The sequence below is a fragment of the Streptomyces sp. NPDC049970 genome, assembly GCF_040660235.1.
Lineage (GTDB): Bacteria > Actinomycetota > Actinomycetes > Streptomycetales > Streptomycetaceae > Streptomyces.
In genome coordinates, this window is sequence record NZ_JBFALP010000003.1 from 13825 (window position 1) to 29195 (window position 15371).

16 protein-coding genes are annotated in these 15371 nt (G+C 71.1%); 9 read left to right on the top strand and 7 right to left on the bottom strand.

Annotated features, from left to right (window positions below):
- The first annotated feature begins 78 nt into the window (after positions 1–78).
- The 3 genes from AB0I83_RS06340 to AB0I83_RS06350 all read left to right on the top strand — a co-directional run bounded on the left by AB0I83_RS06340 (position 79) and on the right by AB0I83_RS06350 (position 3313).
- Positions 79–1938 (top strand): trypsin-like peptidase domain-containing protein, encoded by a 1860-nt coding sequence (locus AB0I83_RS06340; RefSeq protein ID WP_363303812.1) that lies wholly within the window; start codon positions 79–81, stop codon positions 1936–1938.
- A gap of 109 nt (positions 1939–2047) precedes the next feature.
- The gene (locus AB0I83_RS06345; RefSeq protein WP_363303813.1) at positions 2048–2524 is read left to right on the top strand and encodes a sec-independent translocase; all 477 of its coding nucleotides are present in this window, start codon (positions 2048–2050) and stop codon (positions 2522–2524) included.
- A 126-nt stretch (positions 2525–2650) separates the two neighbouring features.
- Positions 2651–3313: a hypothetical protein gene (locus tag AB0I83_RS06350; RefSeq protein ID WP_356536539.1), complete on the top strand. Its 663-nt coding sequence runs from the start codon at positions 2651–2653 to the stop codon at positions 3311–3313.
- A gap of 55 nt (positions 3314–3368) precedes the next feature.
- On the opposite strand, the gene AB0I83_RS06355 is transcribed toward AB0I83_RS06350, so the two are convergent.
- From AB0I83_RS06355 to AB0I83_RS06365, 3 genes are all read right to left on the bottom strand, one after another.
- Entirely contained in the window at positions 3369–4502 is a 1134-nt protein-coding gene (locus AB0I83_RS06355) for an Mrp/NBP35 family ATP-binding protein (protein ID WP_356536541.1), read from the bottom strand.
- A 111-nt stretch (positions 4503–4613) separates the two neighbouring features.
- Positions 4614–5183 (bottom strand): DUF1003 domain-containing protein, encoded by a 570-nt coding sequence (locus AB0I83_RS06360; RefSeq protein ID WP_356536543.1) that lies wholly within the window; start codon positions 5181–5183, stop codon positions 4614–4616.
- Positions 5173–6447: a CBS domain-containing protein gene (locus tag AB0I83_RS06365; protein ID WP_356536545.1), complete on the bottom strand. Its 1275-nt coding sequence runs from the start codon at positions 6445–6447 to the stop codon at positions 5173–5175. The genes AB0I83_RS06360 and AB0I83_RS06365 overlap by 11 nt, the downstream gene beginning before the upstream one ends.
- A gap of 170 nt (positions 6448–6617) precedes the next feature.
- On the opposite strand from AB0I83_RS06365, the gene AB0I83_RS06370 reads away from it, so the two are divergent.
- A complete protein-coding gene (locus AB0I83_RS06370; protein ID WP_356536547.1) occupies positions 6618–7370 on the top strand; it encodes a hypothetical protein in 753 nt (250 codons plus the stop codon).
- Between the two features lie 67 nt (positions 7371–7437).
- Here the strand turns inward: AB0I83_RS06370 and AB0I83_RS06375 are convergent, their stop codons facing one another.
- Positions 7438–7953 (bottom strand): hypothetical protein, encoded by a 516-nt coding sequence (locus AB0I83_RS06375; RefSeq protein ID WP_363303814.1) that lies wholly within the window; start codon positions 7951–7953, stop codon positions 7438–7440.
- Positions 7954–7965: 12 nt separating this feature from the next.
- Positions 7966–9081 carry a magnesium and cobalt transport protein CorA gene (locus AB0I83_RS06380; RefSeq protein ID WP_356536561.1) on the bottom strand — a complete coding sequence of 372 codons (1116 nt, stop codon included), beginning with the start codon at positions 9079–9081 and terminating at the stop codon, positions 7966–7968.
- Positions 9082–9492: 411 nt separating this feature from the next.
- Here AB0I83_RS06380 and AB0I83_RS06385 point away from each other — a divergent pair, with 411 nt between their 5' ends.
- A complete protein-coding gene (locus AB0I83_RS06385; protein WP_356536563.1) occupies positions 9493–10077 on the top strand; it encodes a suppressor of fused domain protein in 585 nt (194 codons plus the stop codon).
- Between the two features lie 111 nt (positions 10078–10188).
- On the opposite strand, the gene AB0I83_RS06390 is transcribed toward AB0I83_RS06385, so the two are convergent.
- Positions 10189–11421: an MFS transporter gene (locus tag AB0I83_RS06390; protein ID WP_356536565.1), complete on the bottom strand. Its 1233-nt coding sequence runs from the start codon at positions 11419–11421 to the stop codon at positions 10189–10191.
- Positions 11422–11578: 157 nt separating this feature from the next.
- Here AB0I83_RS06390 and AB0I83_RS06395 point away from each other — a divergent pair, with 157 nt between their 5' ends.
- The 3 genes from AB0I83_RS06395 (at position 11579) to AB0I83_RS06405 (ending at position 13936) form a co-directional block, all read left to right on the top strand.
- Complete coding sequence (locus AB0I83_RS06395; protein WP_356536567.1) at positions 11579–12223, top strand: DUF6758 family protein; 645 nt, start codon at positions 11579–11581, stop codon at positions 12221–12223.
- 76 nt (positions 12224–12299) lie between these two features.
- Positions 12300–13166: a PHP domain-containing protein gene (locus AB0I83_RS06400; protein WP_363303815.1), complete on the top strand. Its 867-nt coding sequence runs from the start codon at positions 12300–12302 to the stop codon at positions 13164–13166.
- Between the two features lie 164 nt (positions 13167–13330).
- Positions 13331–13936: a MarC family protein gene (locus tag AB0I83_RS06405; RefSeq protein WP_356536571.1), complete on the top strand. Its 606-nt coding sequence runs from the start codon at positions 13331–13333 to the stop codon at positions 13934–13936.
- A gap of 158 nt (positions 13937–14094) precedes the next feature.
- Here the strand turns inward: AB0I83_RS06405 and AB0I83_RS06410 are convergent, their stop codons facing one another.
- Positions 14095–14247, bottom strand: coding sequence for a hypothetical protein (locus tag AB0I83_RS06410; protein WP_167359504.1), 153 nt, complete (start codon positions 14245–14247; stop codon positions 14095–14097).
- 209 nt (positions 14248–14456) lie between these two features.
- Between AB0I83_RS06410 and AB0I83_RS06415 the strand changes: the two genes are divergently transcribed.
- Complete coding sequence (locus tag AB0I83_RS06415; RefSeq protein WP_356841476.1) at positions 14457–15368, top strand: NYN domain-containing protein; 912 nt, start codon at positions 14457–14459, stop codon at positions 15366–15368.
- Positions 15369–15371: the final 3 nt, after the last annotated feature.

Sequence of the window (15371 nt, forward strand, 5' to 3'; positions counted from 1 at the left end):
ACGGATTCGCAAACCTGGTTGAATTCCCGCAGGGACGCCTCTGTGGGGCGTGCAAGGGCCAGTTGCGGCGGGGAGAGCATGGACGACGGTAAGCCCAGCGGGCCGAGGACGAAGTGGTGGAGCCGTCCTTCGACAGGACCCTCCGGCCGGACTGGACCGGACGACGCGGCAGGCGTCCCCGACGCTCCGGAGGACACCACCGCTACCGGCAAGACCGCGGCCGCACACCCCGAGGCGGATACGGGCCGTGGAGCCGAGCCCGAGGACTACCGGCCGGCACCACCTGCCGTCGCGCCACCCGCTTCCGCGGCCCGGGCCGACGATGCGCCCGTACCGCCACCGCCCGAGGACTACACCCCCGCGCCGCCCACCGCCGCGCCACCGGCCGTCGAACCGGTCGCCGGCGGGCGCGTGCAGCCGCTGCACGCGCCCGACGAGTACAGCACCCCGCCCTACGGCGGCCCCGGGCCATGGGCGCCCGCACCGCCCGTGCAGCGGCCCCTGCCGACCCCCGCCCACGGGACCCCCGTGCCGCCGCCGTACGCGGGACCAGGCGGCCACCTCACGGCGCCGCCCGCCGCCGTACCCGCCCAGGGCGGACAGGGAGGGCAGGGCCCCGCGGAGGCGTACGCTCCGACACCCCCGCCGAACGGCGTGCGGCAGCACGGCACGCCGCCGTCCGGGCCGCACCAGCCCGCCCCGGCCCCCGCACAGGACCTGTCGGGCCCGCAGCCCTCGCAGTGGCTGCGGTACGACCCGTGGGGCGCGCCCCGTCAACCCCTGAGCCACCCCGGCCCCGCGGTCGTGGCGGACGCCGGGCGCCCGCGCGGGGGGCGTCGGGGGTCCGTGCTCGTCGGCGCCGCGCTGCTCGCCCTCGTCGCGGGCGGGATCGGCGGCGGGATCGGTGCCTACGTCGAGCGCAACGGCGGACTGACCACCGTCGAACTCCCCCAGTCGGGCCCGGACAGCGGCGGCCGGGCCCCCGACAGCGTCGCCGGTATCGCCTCCAGCGCGCTGCCCAGCGTGGTCACCCTGCACGTCAACGGCTCCGCGGAGTCGGGCACCGGTACCGGCTTCGTCCTCGACGACAGGGGCCACATCCTCACCAACAACCACGTGGTCGCCCCGGCCGGGTCGACGGGGGACATCACCGTCACGTTCAGCGGGGGCGAGAGCGCGCCCGCCGAGATCGTCGGCAAGGACAGCGGCTACGACCTGGCCGTCGTCAAGGTCTCCGGTGTCTCCGGGCTCAAGCCGCTGCCGCTCGGGAACTCCGACAACGTGCGGGTGGGCGACCCCGTGGTGGCCATCGGAGCCCCCTTCGACCTCTCCAACACGGTGACGTCCGGGATCATCAGCGCCAAGCAGCGCCCCATCACCGCCGGCGGCGAGAAGGGCGACGGCACGGACGTCAGCTACGTCGACGCCCTCCAGACCGACGCCCCGATCAACCCCGGCAACTCCGGCGGGCCTCTCGTCGACACGCAGGCCAGGGTCATCGGCATCAACAGCGCCATCCGGGCCGCCGACAGCGCCTCCGGCCTCGACGGCGGCCAGTCCGGTTCCATCGGCCTCGGCTTCGCGATACCGATCAACCAGGGCAAGCGGGTCGCGGAGGAGCTGATCAACACCGGTAAGGCCACCCACCCGGTGATCGGCGTCACGCTGGACATGGAGTTCACCGGCGACGGAGCCAAGGTCGGAGGGAAGGCCGACGCCGGCGGAGCGGCGGTGACCAAGGGTGGCCCGGCCGACAAGGCGGGCATCCGGGCGGGCGACGTCATCACGGAGGTGGAGGGCCGGCGGGTGCACAGCGGCGAGGAGCTGATCGTCAAGATCCGCGCCCACCGGCCGGGCGACTCGCTCGGTCTGCGGCTGACCCGCGGTGGAAAGGACCTGTCCAAGACTCTGACGCTGGGTTCGGCGAGCGGCACCTGACGGCCACCCGCAGGTACCGCGTCGACGGCTTCGGCGGGTACCGTGGAGCGGTCCGGGCCCCTGGCGAGCCGACGGCGGAGTACACGCGGAGAACACGAGGAGCAGCAAGGTGTTCAATGACATAGGCGCACTCGAGCTGCTGACGCTCGTGGTTCTCGCCGTTCTCGTATTCGGCCCGGAGAAGCTGCCGAAGGTCATCCAGGACGTCACGCGCACCATCCGCAAGATCCGTGAGTTCTCGGACAGCGCCAAGGAGGACATCCGCTCCGAGCTCGGTCCCCAGTTCAAGGACTTCGAGTTCGAGGACCTCAACCCCAAGACGTTCGTCCGCAAGCAGCTCATGGACGGGAACGACGAACTGGGGCTCAAGGAGATCCGCGAGAGCTTCGACCTCCGCAAGGAGATGGCCGACGTCACCGACGCGGTGAACGGCCGGGAGAGCACCTCGTCCACCGGCGGCGCCAGTGCGGCAGCTGCGTCCGCCGCCGCGACGGCGACCGGCGCGGCGAGCACGCCCGATCTCCTCAAGAAGCCCGCGCAGCCCGCCAAGGACGAGCGCCCGCCCTTCGACGCAGACGCCACCTGAGCCCGGTCAATCCCGACTCGTCCGGACGGTATGGCTATCCTCCATCTGTCCGGTTGCGAGGTTGCCCATGCCCACGGGGGGAGGGCCGCTCCGGATCAGTGCAAGATCGAGGAGGCGGCCGGACAGATGGAGACGACGAGTCGGGTAGGGGCGGACGACGCGCCCAGCGCGGACACCGCAGAGGGGGTGCCGGTGACCCGGCGTACTGTCGACGGCTATCTCAAGGCGCCGTTCCCCTGGTACGGGCTGGACGGGGCCTTCAGCGGGCCGCGCTGGCTGATGCACGTCACCGCGTCGGCTGACGACACGGTGCAGCACGGTTCCACCGGGCACGGCGAGGAGCCCGTCGTACGGGCCGACGCCGGGGCGGAGAAGGCACGCTTCGCGGCGGTCGTGACCGTGGGCAACAACCCCGTGAGGGACAGCGACGACGGTACGGGGGTGCTGGACGCCACCACGGTCTCGTCGGCGGCCTGGCTTGCGGGCTCGGGCCTGCTGGACTGCACGTGGCCGCCGCAGATGGATCACACCCTGCGTGGCGAATGGCTGAACCAGCAGACGGAGACCGCTTTCGAGCTGGCCCACGACCTGGGCCGGGAGCCCTGGTCGACGTTGTCGCTCCCGGTGGACGGGGTGCCGGTGGAGTTCCACTACCGCGAGTCGGAGTTCGGCTGGGTGCTGGCCGGATCGGCGCCCGACGGGGTCCACATCGGTGCCTACGGCCGCGGTATGAGCGCCTACGGCCTCGGCTTCGCGGTGATCGGCGACATCGCCTCGTACGAGGGCTGACCGACGCGCGGGCGGGTCCGGCCCCTACGAAGGCCGTACCCGCCCGCGGTCGCGCTCAGAACTTGTTGCGCGGGGTGAGACCCAACGACATGCCGGAGAGGCCGCGCTGACGGCCGCTCAGCTTCTCCGCGATGGAGCGCAGCGCGGAGCCCGCGGGTGAGTCCGGGTCGCTCAGGACGACGGGCTTGCCCTCGTCGCCGCCCTCGCGCAGCCGTACGTCGATCGGGATGGACCCGAGGACGGGCACCTCGGCGCCCACCGTCCTGGTCAGACCGTCCGCGACGCGCTGACCGCCGCCCGAACCGAACACGTCGACCATCTCGTCGCAGTGCGGGCACGGCATGCCCGACATGTTCTCGACGACGCCGACGATCTTCTGGTGGGTCTGCACGGCGATGGAGCCGGCCCGCTCGGCGACCTCGGCCGCGGCCTGCTGCGGGGTCGTGACGACGAGGATCTCGGCATTGGGCACCAGCTGGGCGACGGAGATCGCGATGTCCCCCGTGCCCGGCGGGAGATCGAGCAGCAGGACGTCGAGGTCGCCCCAGTACACGTCGGCGAGGAACTGCTGCAGCGCGCGGTGCAGCATGGGTCCGCGCCACACCACGGGGGCGTTGCCCGGCGTGAACATCCCGATGGAGATCACCTTCACGCCGTGCGCGGACGGCGGCATGATCATGTTCTCGACCTGGGTGGGCTTGCCGTCGGCGCCCAGCATCCGGGGCACGCTGTGCCCGTAGATGTCCGCGTCCACGACTCCGACCTTCAGCCCGTCGGCCGCCATCGCCGCCGCGAGGTTCACCGTCACCGACGACTTGCCGACGCCGCCCTTGCCGGACGCGACAGCGTAGACCCGGGTCAGGGAGCCGGGCTTGGCGAACGGCACCTCGCGCTCGGCGGTGCCGCCGCGCAGCGACGAGGCGAGCTCCTTGCGCTGCTCGTCGCTCATCACGTCGAGGGTGACCTCGACCCGCGACACGCCCTCGACACGGGCCACCGCGTCGGTCACGTTCTTGGTGATCGTCTCGCGCATCGGGCAGCCGGAGACCGTGAGATACACGGTGACAGCGACCACACCGTCAGGATCGATCTCGACCGACTTCACCATGCCGAGCTCGGTGATCGGTCGGTGGATCTCCGGGTCGTTCACTGTCGCCAGTGCTTCACGCACCGCGTCTTCCGTAGCCATACCCCCGATAGTACGGGTGCGCGCGGCGCTCCTCGAAAGGGTGGTGGTGGGCGACGGGGGCGGTTGCGGCGCGGTACCTACGCGCGGGTAGCCCCTCCGTGGTCGCCTTCGTCACTCTCGGCGGGAAGGAGGATCCGGACTCTCGGCGGGCAGGAGGATCCGGCGCTCCTCCATGTCCTTCACCATGACCTCCAGCTCCGAGCGGATCCAGTCCCGGGTGGCGACCTCGCCCAGGTTCATCCGGAGCGCGGCGATCTCGCGGCTGAGGAACTCGGTGTCCGCGATCGAGCGCTCGTTCTGCTTGCGGTCCTGTTCGTGGGTGACCCGGTCGCGGTCGTCCTGGCGGTTCTGCGCGAGCAGGATGAGCGGCGCCGCGTAGGAGGCCTGGAGCGACAGCATCAGGGTCAGGAAGATGAACGGGTACTGGTCGAAGCGCAGGTCCTCGGGCGCGAAGATGTTCCACACCACCCACAGGATGATGATCAGCGTCATCCAGACGATGAACCGCCCGGTGCCCAGGAACCGGGCGATGCGCTCCGAGAAGCGGCCGAACGCCTCCGGGTCGTACTCGGGCAGCAGCCGGCGGCGCGGGTCCTTCGGCTGGTCGAGCCGGGGCCGCGGCGGGCGCACGATGCCCGAGGCGCCCGTCGATCCGCCCCGTGAACGGTCCTCAGCCGCCATCGGTGGTCCCCTCCTCGCCCAGGAAGTCGGTCTCGCGCCAGTCCTCGGGGAGCAGGTGGTCCAGCACGTCGTCGACGGTCACCGCGCCCAGCAGCGATCCGCTCTCGTCCACGACGGGCACCGAGACCATGTTGTACGCGGCCAGGTAGCTGGTCACGGCGGGCAGCGGGGTGTCCGGCGCCAGCGGGACGAGGTCGCTGTCGACGATCGAGCTGACCAGCGTGTACGGCGGGTCCCGCAGCAGCCGCTGGAAGTGCACCGTGCCCAGGTACTTGCCGGTGGGCGTCTCGTCGGGCGACCGGCAGACGTACACCTGGGCCGCCAGCGCGGGGGAGAGGTCCTGCTGGCGCACCCTGGCCAGCGCGTCCGCGACCGTGGCGTCGGGCCGCAGGATGATCGGCTCGGTCGTCATCAGACCGCCCGCGGTCCGCTCCTCGTACGACAGCAGACGGCGCACGTCGGCCGCGTCGTCCGGGCGCATCAGCGCCAGCAGGCGCTCCTTGTCGGCCTCCGGCAGCTCCGAGAGCAGGTCCGCCGCGTCGTCCGGGTCCATCGCCTCCAGGACGTCCGCGGCGCGGTCCTCCTCGAGCTTGCCGATGATCTCCACCTGGTCGTCCCCGGGGAGCTCCTCCAGGACGTCGGCGAGCCGATCGTCGTCCAGGGCGGCCGCGACCTCGGCCCGGCGCTTGGGCGTCAGATGGTGCAGGGCGTTGGCGACGTCCGTGGGCCGCAGCCGTTCGAAGGTGGCCACGAGGCTCTCGGCGCCCTGACCGTCCTCCTCCAGCGAGAAGCCGCTGATGGCCGACCACTCCACGGTCAGGGTCTCGCCCTTGCGGCGCAGCGCACCGCCACGACCCTTGCGTACGAAGAACTTGTCGATCTCCCAGTCGCGGCGTGCCGGGAGCTGCTGGATGGCGACGTCGAGCACGGTCACCTCCTCGTCCGTCTCCGTGAGGCGGACCCGCCTGTCAAGGAACTCGCCGAGGACGAGTCGCTCGGTCGGGCGCTGCTCGAAGCGCCGCATGTTGACCACGCCGGTGGTGATGACCTGGCCGGACTCGACCCCCGTGACCCGGGTCATCGGCAGGAAGATCCGCCGCCGGCTCACGACCTCGACGACCATGCCGAGCAGGCGTGGCGGCTTGCCGCCGACCCGGAGCATCGCGACCAGATCGCGGACGCGTCCCACCTGGTCGCCGTTGGGATCGAACACCGGTACGCCGGAGAGGTGCGAGACGAAAACCCTGGGAGCGCCTGCCGCCATGCTGTGCGCCTCCCTCTGTCCCTGCTTCCTCCTGGCCGTGATCAGGCTAGCCCGTCCCGGTCCGGGGTGCCCTCGCGGACCGTCCGTGCGGAGCTCTGCCGAACGGCGTACGCGGCACGGGTACGCTGCCGTCTGCCACCCCCGACACACAGATGAGAGGCAGTGCGCCCGTGACCTCTTCCGTCCCGGCCGTCCGCGCCCGCCGCCGGACCGCTATCGCCGTGGTGCTCTGCGCGGGGCTGACCGCCGCGCTCACGGCCTGTGCCGGAGAGGATCCGGACAAGGGGACCAACGGCGTCGGCAAACTGACGGCCGCGCAGATCGACAAGAAGGCGCGGGCCGCCGCCGACGCCGCCGACGCGGTGCGGCTGACGGGCAAGCTGGTCAGCAAGGGCGGTACGTACAGCCTGAACATGCGGCTCAGCGCCGAGGGCGGTACGGGGTCGGTCACCTCGAAGCAGTACACCTTCGCCCTGCTGCGGATCGGTGACGACCTCTTCCTCAAGGCCGACCCGGGCTTCTGGGCGGACGAGCAGGGCGACGACGGAAGTTCGCAGGCGGCGGACAAGCTCGGCGGCAAGTTCGTGAAGGTGCCCGAGGACGACCCGACCTATCAGCAGCTGCGCGGCTTCACGGAGAAGAAGACGCTGCTCGACGGGATGCTGGCGCTGCACGGGAAGGTCGACAAGGGCGACCGGGACACCGTCGGCGGGGTGCGCACCGTGCAGATCGTGGGCGGGAAGGGTGAGGGAGGTGCCCTGGACGTCTCGCTCCAGGGCACCCCCTACCCCCTGCGCGTGGCACGCGGCGGCGGTGGCGGCACAGTCACCCTGGCCGACTGGGGCGAGACGTTCGCGCTGGAGCCGCCGGCCGACGACGACACCGTGGACTACGGCGGCGAACTGCCCAGGTCCTCCGGCTGAGCCGGATCCCCGCCTCCGGACCACGCACGGCTCGCGGGACCCGATCCGCGCGGACGGCCCCAGGCGGTCAGCGCCTCCCCCGGCGCTTCAGCAGCAGCCGGGGGAGTGCGGCGGGCGCCGCCCGCCGGGTGGTCGCCCCGGACGGCAGCGGCGGCGCGGCCTGCGAGGTGTCCGGCAGATCGGTGCTCCAGGCCGTCGGCGTGAGCCGTACGATCCGTGACTCGCGCGCCCAGCGTTCGGTCAGCCCCTCGGCGTCCGGCGCGTTCAGCCGCTTTCCCTTGAGCTCGCCGACGGCCGCCTCCCACTCCTCGGAGTGCGGCTCCGGCACGGTGACGGCCGCGGTCCAGGTCACGAGCCTGCCGCCCTTGTCCTTGCTGCGCACGGTCACCTCGGCGGCGGCCCCGGCCTCCACCCCGGCCGGGAGCGGCTGCTCCCCGCCGTCCCCGACGAGCACGGCCGCGCCCTCGTGCCACACGTGCCACAGCGCTCGGGCGGGGCCGGTGCCCCGGACCCAGATCAGGCCGGACTTCTTCGTGGCCTCCTCGACGAGAGCCCGGGCAAGCGACACGTCAGCAGTAGTCATGCCCGAACTGTATTAGAGCCAGCCGTTGCGCTTGAGGGTCCGGTGGATGGAGAAACAGACGACGCCGATCAGCGCCAGCACCATCGGATAGCCGTACGTCCACCCGAGTTCCGGCATGTGCTTGAAGTTCATGCCGTACACGCCGCAGATCATCGTCGGTACGGCGATGATGGCCGCCCAGGACGTGATCTTGCGCATGTCCTCGTTCTGGGTGACGGTCGCCTGCGCCAGATTGGCCTGGAGGATGGAGTTGAGGAGCTCGTCGAAGCCGATGACCTCCTCGTGCACCCGGGCCAGGTGGTCCGCCACGTCGCGGAAGTACTTCTGGATGTCGGGGTCGATCAGCCGCATCGGGCGCTCGCTCAGCAGCTGCATCGGCCGCAGCAGAGGCGACACGGCGCGCTTGAACTCCAGTACCTCGCGCTTCAACTGGTAGATCCTGCCCGCGTCCGTGCCGCGCGCACTGCCCTTGGCCGGGGTGGAGAACACTTCGATCTCCACCTCGTCGATGTCGTCCTGCACCGAGGCCGCCACCGCGATGTAGCCGTCCACGACATGGTCGGCGATGGAGTGCAGTACGGCGGAGGGGCCCTTGGCGAGCAGCTCCGGGTCCTCCTGGAGGCGGTGGCGCAGGGCGCGCAGCGAGCCCTGACCGCCGTGCCGGACGGTGATCACGAAGTCCCGCCCGGTGAAGCACATCACCTCACCGGTCTCGACGACCTCGCTGGTCGCGGTCAGTTCGGCGTGCTCGACGTAGTGGATCGTCTTGAAGACCGTGAACAGGGTGTCGTCGTAGCGTTCCAGCTTCGGCCGCTGGTGGGCGTGGACGGCGTCCTCCACGGCGAGCGGGTGGAGACCGAACTCCCGTGCGATGTCGGAGAACTCCTCCTCGGTCGGCTCGTGCAGACCGATCCAGGCGAAGCCGCCCTCCTCGCGCACCCGCAGCATGGCCTCACGCGGTGTCAGGCAGGAGGCCTCGGTGACCCTGCGCCCGTCGCGGTAGACCGCGCAGTCGACGACGGCGCTGGAGGCGGACGGGTCACGGGTGGCGTCGTAGCTGTTGTACGGGTTGCTGCTCTTGCGCAGGGACGGGCGCACGGCGGCGCGCAGGTCACGGATCATCGACATGGCTGGCTCCTCTTCACGGAGGGCCGTCGGCGGGGGCGTGGAACAGCCCGGAATGGGGACGTGCGCTCACGTCCGCAAAGCGGGCGGCACCGCGCGGGCACGATGACGGCGTTCGCTACAGACAGGTAAAAACGGGGGGCTCTTCCGTTGCGCGAACTGCCGTGGTGACGCCGGTGAGGGGAGTCAGACCACAGGAGGAATGCGTCGTGCGGAAGAGCGGCTGGTACTGCACGGTCGACTTGGATCCACCGCGGCCCCACCTCCTCCGGCCGGTCCCCCTTGGGGGATCACGTGTTGTCAGGACTGAGAGCGCGCTTCTGCGTGCTGTCCCGACCGACGGCCCACGCTATCAGTCCGGCTCAGGGCCAATTCCTCCCTTTGCCCGTTCCTAACGCGTTCTATGCTCGCGCCATGGGAGAAATTCTTGATCTGGTCCAGGCCCGGCTCCGTACGGCGCTGGGGGAGCCGGACGCGCGCGCCGAGGTGACGTTCATCGGCACGGACCGAATCGAGGTGCTCCGCTTCGTCGACGGCGACGTGGTGCGTTACGCCACGCTCGGCATGTCCGCCCAGCCGATGGCCGATCCCACCTCGCCGCTCGCCGACCCCGTGAAGGGGCCGCGCGCCGAACTGGTCCTGTCGGTGCGGGCGGGGCTCGCGGACACCGACCAGGTGCTGCGTCCCCTCGCGGTGCTGGCGGCCTCCCCGCAGGTCGAGGGGCTGATCGTGGCCCCCGGCGCGTCGCTGGACATCGGGCAGCCGTTGTGGCCCGGCGCGCCGTTCAGCTCCGTCCTGGTCGCCGAACCGGGAGGTCTGGTCGAGGACCTGGCGCTGGACGACCCCATGGAGCCGGTGCGTTTCCTGCCGCTGCTGCCGATGACGCACAACGAGGCGGCCTGGAAGCGGGTCCGTGGGGCGCAGGAGCTCCAGGAGCGCTGGCTGTCGCAGGGTACGGACCTGCGGGACCCGCTGCGTACGTCCGTGCCGCTGGACTGAGCCGCCGACCGTGCGCCCCGGACGAACGGCGAGTGGCCGGTTCCGCGGAACCCCGCCGCGCGTCCGGGGAGGGGCGGTCGCGCGGCGGGGTGGAGCGGGGTGACCGCTAGGTCAGTCGGCGAAGACCGTGACGCCGTCCTCGGCGGCGTGGCGCGGTTCCAGCTCCTGTGCCTCGGTGGTCAGTGCCGTGCGCCGCGCCCATACGACGGCCGCTCCGGCGAGGGCGGCGATCGCCGCGACCACGAACGGGATGTGAATGTCGCTCCACTCCTCGATCTTCGGGGCGAGGAACGGGGCCGCGGCCGCGGCGAACCAGCGGACGAAGTTGTAACCGGCACTCGCCACCGGGCGCGGCGCGTCCGAGACGCCGAGCGCGAGTTCCGTGTAGACGGTGTTGTTCATGCCGATGAAGGCGCCGGAGACGATGGTGCAGACGATGGCCGTCGTGTGGCCGCCGTATCCGAGGAGCACCAGGTCGGCGGCGAGCAGCACCAGTGAACCGCCGACGACCTTCAGCGAGCCGAAGCGCCGTTGCAGGCGCGGGGCCACGAGGACGGAGAAGACGGCGAGCAGCAGGCCCCAGGCGAAGAACACCGCACCCGACCTGTACGGCGACATGTCGAGTACGAACGGTGTGAACGCCAGGATCGTGAAGAACGCGTAGTTGTAGAAGAAGGCCGAGGCGGCGACCGAGGCCAGCCCGCCGTGTCCGAGCGCCCTGACCGGGTCCAGCAGCGAGGTCTTCCGGGCGGGCCTCGGCTGCTCCTTGAGGAACGCGGCGATGCAGAGGAAGCCGATCGCCATCAGCGCCGCGGTGCCGAAGAACGGGTAGCGCCAGCTCGCGTCACCGAGCAGGGCGCCGACCAGAGGCCCGCACGCCATGCCGAGGCCGAGCGCAGACTCGTACAGCAGGATCGCGGCCGCGCTGCCGCCGGCGGCAGCTCCGACGATGACCGCGAGGGCCGTGGAGACGAACAGCGCGTTGCCCAGTCCCCACCCCGCGCGGAAGCCGACCAGTTCGGCGACGGACGAGGAGGTGCCGGAGAGCGCGGCGAAGACGACGACGAGCGCGAGGCCGGCCAGCAGGGTCTTGCGGCCGCCGATGCGGCTGGAGACGAAGCCGGTGACCAGCATCGCGACCGCGGTGATCAGGAAGTACGAGGTGAACAGCAGGGAGACCTGGCTGGGCGTGGCCTCCAGTCCCTTCGCGATGGACGGCAGGATCGGGTCCACCAGCCCGATCCCCATGAAGGCGACGACCGAGGCGCCCGCCGTGGCCCACACGGCCTTCGGCTGACGCAGGATGCTGGTCGCTCCCTCGTCGAACGGATCCTCTCCTCGCATGGGTTCTCTCGCTCTCCGCTAGATCGTTGCGTTATGCACAGAATAAGTTAGACGTTCTAATAAGTGCAAGCTGCATCTATTCTGGCTGGTCGGAGCCGCGCTGCGGAAGGGTGATCGTCCTTGACGCGGGGGCGACCGGGGAGGACCGTTGGGCGGTATGAGGGGCGAACCCAGTTGCCCGAAGTGCGGTGGCCGGGTCAGGGCGCCCGGCCTGTTCGCCGATGCCTGGCAGTGCTCCGCACACGGCCAGGTCCAGCCGATGCAGCCGGTCGTGCCGCCCGGCGTCGAGGCGCTGGGCGTGGTGGTGCACCGGGCACAGGTGCCGGTGTGGATGCCCTGGCCGCTCCCGGTGGGCTGGCTGTTCACCGGCGCCGCGTACGCCGGCGACGACCGCAGCGGCGGCCGTGCCACCGCCGTCGCGTGCTCGGGTCCCGGGCCGCTCGGAGGCATGGGCGAGCTGCTGCTCGTCGCGGAGGAGCTCGGCGTCGGGCTCGGCGCCCGCTACGCCGGCATCGAGGGGCCCGACCCCGGTTCCGCCCTGCGCGTCGACACGGCGCCGGACGCCAAGGTGCTCGCCGCGGGCCGCCCCACCGCGCTCTGGCACGTCAAGGACGCCCCGGCCGACCGGGCCGTCTTCGCGGGTGAGGCCCTCGGCCTGTGGCTCTGGGCGATCGTGTGGCCGGAGCGGTCCGGGATCCTGATGTATGACGAACTGGTGCTGACCGACCTGCGCGACGCCGGCGCCGAAGTAGACCTGGTGCCCTGCGGGGCGCTCACGCCCCGCCTGCTCACCCGGCCCTGAGGGCGGCCGGAGGGGTGGCGCCCGGCGGTTATCCTTGACCGGTCCCTGTCCGTCCGCCAGCACTGGAGTGAGCGTCGTGCGCATCGATCTGCACACCCACTCCACCGCGTCGGACGGTACGGACACCCCCGCGGAGCTGGTGGCCGAGGCCGCCGCGGCGGGACTCGACGTCGTGGCACTGACCGACCACGACACGGTAGGCGGTCACGCGGAGGCGATCGCCGCACTCCCCGCCGGCCTCACCCTCGTCACGGGTGCCGAGCTCTCCTGCCGTATCGACGGCGTCGGTCTCCACATGCTGGCCTACCTCTTCGACCCTTCGGAGCCCGAGTTCGCCCGCGAGCGCGAGCTCGTCCGGGACGACCGGGTGCCGCGTGCGCGGACGATGGTGCGCAAGCTCCAGGAGCTCGGCGTCCCGATCGCCTGGGAGCAGGTCGCGAGGATCGCCGGGGACGGCTCGGTCGGCCGCCCGCACATCGCGACCGCGCTGGTCGAGCTCGGTGTGGTCGGCTCGGTCTCCGACGCCTTCACCCCGGACTGGCTGGCCGACGGCGGGCGCGCGTACGCGGGCAAGCACGAACTCGACCCGTTCGACGCGATCCGGCTGGTCAAGGCCGCGGGCGGCGCCACCGTCCTCGCCCACCCACTCGCCGTCAAGCGTGGCGCCGTGGTGCCCGAGGCCGCGATCGCCCGGCTCTCCTCGGCAGGGCTCGACGGTATCGAGGTGGACCACATGGACCACGACGAGCCCACCAGGGCCCGGCTGCGGGGACTCGCCGCCGAACTGGGGCTGCTGCCCACGGGGTCCAGCGACTACCACGGCACCCGCAAGACCGTGCGGCTCGGCGAGTACACCACCGACCCGGAGATCTACGGCGAGATCACCCGGCGCGCGACGGGGGCCTTCCCCGTGCCGGGCGCCGGTGGACCCCCGCACGCCTGACCGGTCCCGCCGCGTGTGAGCCCTCCGCCTCGAACGCGACGTCGCTTCCCGTCCCCATCCGTGCGCCACTCCCGGTGGCGCGTCACCGCCTGCCCGGCCGTCGTCATGACCTGCCGGGGCGCGCACCTCCCTGTTCGGCCCGCTCTTCTCTCGCAAGGCTCACCGTGTTCGACATCGCTGTCTTCGGATCCCTCTTCCTCACGCTCTTCGTGATCATGGATCCGCCCGGAATCACCCCGATCTTCCTGGCCCTCACCGCGGGCCGTCCCGCCAAGGTGCAGCGCAGGATGGCGCTCCAGGCGGTCTCCGTCGCCTTCGGCGTGATCGCCGTCTTCGGCCTGCTGGGCCAGCAGATCCTGGACTACCTGCACGTCTCCGTACCGGCGCTGATGATCGCGGGCGGTCTTCTGCTGCTGCTCATCGCCCTGGACCTGCTCACCGGCAAGACGGACGAGCCGACGCAGACCAAGGACGTCAACGTGGCCCTCGTGCCGCTGGGCATGCCGCTGCTCGCCGGACCTGGCGCGATCGTCTCGGTGATCCTCGCGGTGCAGAACGCGGACGGGACCGGCGGGCAGATCTCCGTCTGGGCGGCGATCGTCGCCATGCACGTCGTCCTCTGGGTGACCATGCGGTACTCGCTGCTGATCATCCGCGTCATCAGGGACGGGGGCGTGGTGCTGGTGACCCGGCTCGCGGGGATGATGCTCTCGGCCATCGCCGTACAGCAGATCATCAACGGCGTCACCCAGGTCGTCCAGAACTCCTGAGCCCGTCGACGCGTCCGGGGCGGGACCGGCACCGGCATCCACCGGGCAGGGGCGGGCTCCGGACGCCACAGCGCCCCCGTACGGACCTTCCGTGCGGGGGCGCCTCGTCGTCAGCTCTTCATGCGCTTTCGCTCAGCGACTCGAAGAGGGAAAAGGTGTCACGAAGCCGACGTGTCGGCCGGCCGGATGTAGATGCGCTGGCCTATTGCCGCGGCCTGCTGCACGATCCGGTTGACGGAGGCGGCGTCCACGACGGTGCTGTCCACGGCGGTACCGTCGACATCGTCGAGTCGCATGATCTCGAAGCGCATATGGCTTCCCTTCGTCTGATCCTCCTGCTGGAGAACTACTGGGGGACGGGCTGGCCGTCCGCACGGATGAGGAGCGCAAGGCGTCCGCGCCTCGCGCTCCACAGGGGTTACAACGGCTTGCCTGGTGCAAACATTCCCTACGCTAAGGAAATTTTTTGGATGTCTAAGTACCCGTCGGTAATCAGCCATGCGCACACGATGAGGACCGCATGAACCACGCGGACACGCGGACGGACGAAGGGCCGGACATCCGCGAACAGCTGGACCGCACCAACGAGCTGCTCCAGCGCGTACTCGCCGAGGTGTCGAAGACCCCCTCCACCCACGCGATCTTCGTGGACGCCGGCTACGTCTACGCCGCCGGGGGGCTGCTCGTCACCGGCACCGAGGACCGCCGCTCCTTCGACCTGGACGCGGAAGGGCTGATCGAGGCCTTCATCGACAAGGCCCGCACGATCTTCGCGGACAGCAGGCTGCTGCGCGTGTACTGGTACGACGGTGCCAGGCGCCGGATCCACACCGTCGAGCAGCAGTCCATCGCCGAACTCCCCGACGTCAAGGTCAGGCTGGGCAACCTCAACGCCAACAACCAGCAGAAGGGCGTCGACTCGCTCATCCGCACCGACCTGGAGTCACTCGCCCGGCACCGGGCCATCAGCGACGCCGCACTCGTCGGCGGCGACGAGGACCTCGTGTCGGCCGTCGAGGCCGCGCAGGGTTACGGAGCCCGCGTCCACCTCTGGGGCATCGAGGCGGGCGAGGGCCGCAACCAGGCCGAGCCGCTGCTCTGGGAGGTGGACAGCCAGCGCACCTTCGACCTCGACTTCTGCCGCCCGTACGTGACCAGGCGCTCCGTCACGATGTACGACGACGAGAGCCCGGCTCCCGCACGCGAGGACGTCCGCTTCGTCGGCGCGCAGATCGCCGCGGGCTGGCTCTCCTCACGAGGCCGCGAAGCCCTCGCCGACCTGCTCCCGGGCCACCCCTACCTTCCTGGCTCGGTCGACCAGGACCTGCTCGTCGAGGCCGAACGCCTCCTCCAGCACTCGCTGCGCGGCCACGCCCATCTGCGTCGCGCCCTGCGCGACGGCTTCTGGCAGCACCTCCAGGCGCAGTACTGACGG

Bases quoted from the DNA above. Each gene is read 5' to 3' on its own strand.
- AB0I83_RS06340 (WP_363303812.1), top strand. From the start codon at position 79: ATGGACGACGGTAAGCCCAGCGGGCCGAGGACGAAGTGGTGGAGCCGT.
- AB0I83_RS06350 (WP_356536539.1), top strand. From the start codon at position 2,651: ATGGAGACGACGAGTCGGGTAGGGGCGGACGACGCGCCCAGCGCGGAC.
- AB0I83_RS06355 (WP_356536541.1), bottom strand. From the start codon at position 4,502: ATGGCTACGGAAGACGCGGTGCGTGAAGCACTGGCGACAGTGAACGAC.
- AB0I83_RS06360 (WP_356536543.1), bottom strand. From the start codon at position 5,183: ATGGCGGCTGAGGACCGTTCACGGGGCGGATCGACGGGCGCCTCGGGC.
- AB0I83_RS06365 (WP_356536545.1), bottom strand. From the start codon at position 6,447: ATGGCGGCAGGCGCTCCCAGGGTTTTCGTCTCGCACCTCTCCGGCGTA.
- AB0I83_RS06375 (WP_363303814.1), bottom strand. From the start codon at position 7,953: ATGACTACTGCTGACGTGTCGCTTGCCCGGGCTCTCGTCGAGGAGGCC.
- AB0I83_RS06380 (WP_356536561.1), bottom strand. From the start codon at position 9,081: ATGTCGATGATCCGTGACCTGCGCGCCGCCGTGCGCCCGTCCCTGCGC.
- AB0I83_RS06385 (WP_356536563.1), top strand. From the start codon at position 9,493: ATGGGAGAAATTCTTGATCTGGTCCAGGCCCGGCTCCGTACGGCGCTG.
- AB0I83_RS06390 (WP_356536565.1), bottom strand. From the start codon at position 11,421: ATGCGAGGAGAGGATCCGTTCGACGAGGGAGCGACCAGCATCCTGCGT.
- AB0I83_RS06395 (WP_356536567.1), top strand. From the start codon at position 11,579: ATGAGGGGCGAACCCAGTTGCCCGAAGTGCGGTGGCCGGGTCAGGGCG.
- AB0I83_RS06410 (WP_167359504.1), bottom strand. From the start codon at position 14,247: ATGCGCTTCGAGATCATGCGACTCGACGATGTCGACGGTACCGCCGTG.
- AB0I83_RS06415 (WP_356841476.1), top strand. From the start codon at position 14,457: ATGAACCACGCGGACACGCGGACGGACGAAGGGCCGGACATCCGCGAA.